The organism is Actinoplanes sp. NPDC026623 (assembly GCF_040638275.1).
GTDB lineage: Bacteria > Actinomycetota > Actinomycetes > Mycobacteriales > Micromonosporaceae > Actinoplanes.
Window position 1 is genome coordinate 1 of the sequence record NZ_JBEZXZ010000367.1, and the last position, 3,728, is coordinate 3,728.

Consider the following 3,728-nt stretch of genomic DNA (forward strand, 5'->3'; position numbering starts at 1 on the left):
CCGACGGCGCCGCCCTGCGCACCGCCGGCGCCGGGGACGACCTCTTCGACCTGCTCGACTGGGGCGGCGGCACCGTCACGCTGCGCGCCGCCGGCAACCGGCGCTACGTCCGCGCGAACGAGGACGGCGTGCTGGTCAACGACCGGGCCGAGCCCGGCGAGTGGGTGGTGCGCGAGACCTTCGAGCCGGTCCGGCGCGGCGGCGCGGTCATGCTGCGGCACCTGGCCAGCGACGCCTACGTAGCGATCGGGGCGGACGGGGTGCTGCGCGCGCAGGCGCCGAGTGTCGAGACCGCCGCCGCGTTCGAGGTGGAACTCGTCGAGGACGGGCTCGAGGCGGCCGCCGCGGCGGCCGCGGACGCCGACGTGGCGCTGGTCGTCCTCGGCAACCACCCGATGGTGGCGGGGCGCGAGACGCAGGACCGCGACGACCTGGCCCTGCCGGCCGGGCAGGACGCGCTGCTGCGCGCCGTCCGGGCGGCCAACCCGCGTACCGTCCTGATCCTGACCAGCAGTTACCCGTACGCGATCGGATGGGCGCAGGAGCACCTGCCGGCCGTGCTGTGGTCGGCGCACGGCGGCCAGGAGTCCGGCGCCGCCGTCGCGGACGTGCTGCTCGGCCGCGACGGCGAGGGCGAGCCGGTGGAGCCCACCGGGCGCCTGCCGCAGACCTGGTACCGCGGCGCCGACGAACTGCCGGACCTGCTCGACTACGACATCATCGGCAGCGACGCGACCTACCTCTACTTCCGCGGCAGCCCGCTGTACCCGTTCGGGCACGGCCTCGGCTACACCCGCTTCGAACACCGCAACCTGCGGCTGGGCGCCGCGACGGTGCGGGCCGGCGAGCAGGTGGAGATCAGCGTGGACGTCGTCAACGTCGGCGACCGGCCGGGCACCGAGGTGGTGCAGTTCTACACCCGGCAGCGCCGGTCGCGGGTCAAGCAGCCGCTGCGCCGGCTGCGGGGCTTCCGGCGGGTCCGGCTCGCACCCGGCGCGCAGGCGACCGTCACGCTGCGGTTCGACGCCGCCGAACTCGCGTTCTTCGACGTGGTCCAGGACCGGCCGCTCGTCGAGTCGGCCCGGCACACCGTCATGGTGGGCCGCTCCTGCACCGACATCACCGCGACCGGAACCCTCACCGTACGGGGTGAGAGCGTGCCGGACCGCCCGGCGCGCGACCTGCGGGCGGCGAGCCGGGACGCCGAGTACGGCACGGCGCTGACCGACGAGGGGCCGGTGCGCGGCGACGCCGTGGTGGCGGTCCGCGACGGCGCCTGGCTCGCCTTCTCCGGTGTCGACTTCGGCGCGGGCGAGCACCGGATCACCGCCTCGGCCGCGGCGCTCGCCGCGGGCGCCCGGATCGAGGTGCGCCTGGACGAGCCGCTCTCCGGCCCGGTCGCCGCGGTGCTCGACGTGCCCGTGGTCGCCGGACGCCACGACTGGGTCGAGGTGGCGGCGCCGCTGTCGGGCGCGTCCGGGCGCCACGACCTGTATCTGGTCTTCGACAGCGCCGGGGCCCGGGTCAGCGCCGTCGGCTTCGGGGCCTGACGTCTCGATGCCCGACGTTTCGGGGGCTGACGTTTCGGGGGCTGACGTTTCTGGGGCTGACGTTTCGAGGGCTGACGTTTCGGGGGCCCGACGTTTCGGGGCCTGATGTGAGGCTGTCCACTCGGCACTTGCGGCGCGGCGGCGCCGCCGGTTGGCTCGGTGCATGGCACTCATCGCGTACGGCCGGGCCGACGCCGCCGCGTTCGAGGCGACCCGGCACCTCGGCGACGACGCGCTCGGCGCGTGGCGCGCGGCGATCACCCGCTACATTGATCCGCGGCCCGGCACGCGCCTGCTCGACCTCGGCTGCGGCACCGCCACCTGGTCACGGGCCTTCCGCGCGTGGTGGCCGGGCGCCGAGGTGCTCGCCGTCGAGCCGTCCGCCGCGATGCGCGAGCGCGCCGTGCTCCGGCCGGTGCTGGCCGGCGATGCCGCCGGCATCCCGGCCGGCGACGCGAGCGTCGACGCGGTCTGGCTCTCCACCGTCATCCATCACGTCGCCGACCTGCCCGCGGCCGCCCGCGAGATCCGCCGGGTGGCACGGCCCGGCGCCCCGGTCCTGATCCGGTCCGCGTTCCCGGGCCGGCACGGGGGCCTCACCCTGTGCCGCTACTGGCCGGAGACGATCACCGCGCTGAACGACCACTACCCGGGCGTTGCCGCCGTCGAGGCCGCGTTCGCCGCCTCGGGCTTCGCCACCGCCGGGCTCGAGCGGGTCGCGCAGGTCTCGGCGCCGTCGCTGCGGGAGGCCGCCGCCGGCCTGCGCCGCGAGGCGCACACGCTGCTGCAGTTGATCGGCGACGACGCGTACGCGAGGGGCGCCGAACGGCTCCGCGCCGCAGCGGCGACCGCGACCGGTCCGGTGGTCGACGTCCTCGATCTGCTCGTGCTGCGCTGACCGGCCGGCGGCCGCGACCCACGCCGCGAGGGCCGCGGGCCGCGCGACTACCGGCGGGCGTGTCTCGTCAGCACTGTGGCGACCAGCCGTCGGATCCGGCCAGATACGCCGACGGCAGATAGGCGACGGCCTCCGCGTCGGTCAGTTGCGGGCGGTCCGGCGTCACAAGCGCGCCGGGGCCCCGGTTGTGGTATTCCGCGAACCGGGCGTCTCGCCACGACCAGGTGCCGAAGTCGCTCCAGGGCGCCGGGCCGAGGTGGGCGGCGAGGAAGGAGTCGCGGATCACCGTCTGGCCGATGGCGGCCGGATCCTGGCTCGGGTGCCAGGGCCGGCCGAGGTAGACGCTGGCGGGCGGCGCGTCGGAGGTGAACGAGCAGCGCGAGAAGAGCAGCCCGTACGGGTTGGCCACGCTGGTGCTCGGCGCGGTGACGTAGCCGTTGTTGGTCGCCGAGCCGCGGCTGAGCGAGTGGATCCGGCACCGGTCGAAGACGGCCGTGCCGCGGCCGAAGATGAAGTCGACGTCGCCCTCGACGTAACAGCGGCGCAGGTAGATCCGCGACGGCACGTCGGCGGCCGGGCTGTTGAGGTAGAGCGTGTCCTGGTTGCCGAGGAACCGGACGTCGTCGAAGGTGAGCCGGTCGGCGCGGCTCAGCACGGCCACGGCCTGCCGGCCGGTGATCTCCGGGTGCGCGGCCTCGTCGAAGGTGTTGGCGAACGTCAGGTTGGTGGCGGCGAAGTCCGCGCCGTCCACGGTGACCGAGGCGCTGCCGGAGGTGCCCCAGGTGCCGCCGTCCGGGCGGGGCGTGCCGTTGGCGCGGTCGTCGGCGATGACGACCTGCCCGGCGTGCCGGCCGCGACCGCGCAGCAGGAGGTGCGGCTTGTCGGCGGGCACGATGACCTGGCCGGTGTAGACGCCCGGCGCGATCTCGATGGTGAAGCGCGCGTCGTTGCCGGACGGCACCGCGTCGACCGCCGCCTGGATGGTCGCGACGTCACCGCTGCCGTCGGCGGCGACGGTGAGCCTCGGCCGGGGGTGCGCCCGGGCGGCGGGTGTGGCGGCGAGCCCGGCGGCGACCGCGGCGCCGGAGGTCGCGGCGAGCCGGAACAGCGTGCGGCGGTGCATGGGACCTCCCGAGGTAAGCGCTTACCTCGGACCATATGACTGGCAGTGACATTCGTCAATGGACGCCTCGCGCGGGCCTGCCGGCGGCCGGGCCCCAGGGCCCGGCCGCCGGGGGACCGCCCGTCAGGGGGGGTCACCCCCGGGGGCCCCGCGGCCG

3 protein-coding genes are annotated in these 3,728 nt (G+C 75.8%); 2 read left to right on the forward strand and 1 reads right to left on the reverse strand.

All coding sequences use genetic code 11. From position 1 onward, the window contains the following. Positions 1 to 1,550 (forward strand): glycoside hydrolase family 3 C-terminal domain-containing protein (locus AB0F10_RS44650; protein ID WP_360640538.1); only part of this gene is annotated, 1,550 nt, incomplete at its 5' end. 163 nt (positions 1,551 to 1,713) lie between these two features. After that, on the forward strand, positions 1,714 to 2,448 hold the full coding sequence (locus AB0F10_RS44655; protein WP_360640541.1) for a class I SAM-dependent methyltransferase: 735 nt from the start codon (positions 1,714 to 1,716) through the stop codon (positions 2,446 to 2,448). 67 nt (positions 2,449 to 2,515) lie between these two features. Here the strand turns inward: AB0F10_RS44655 and AB0F10_RS44660 are convergent, their stop codons facing one another. Further along, entirely contained in the window at positions 2,516 to 3,571 is a 1,056-nt protein-coding gene (locus AB0F10_RS44660; RefSeq protein WP_360640544.1) for a pectinesterase family protein, read from the reverse strand. Positions 3,572 to 3,728: the final 157 nt, after the last annotated feature.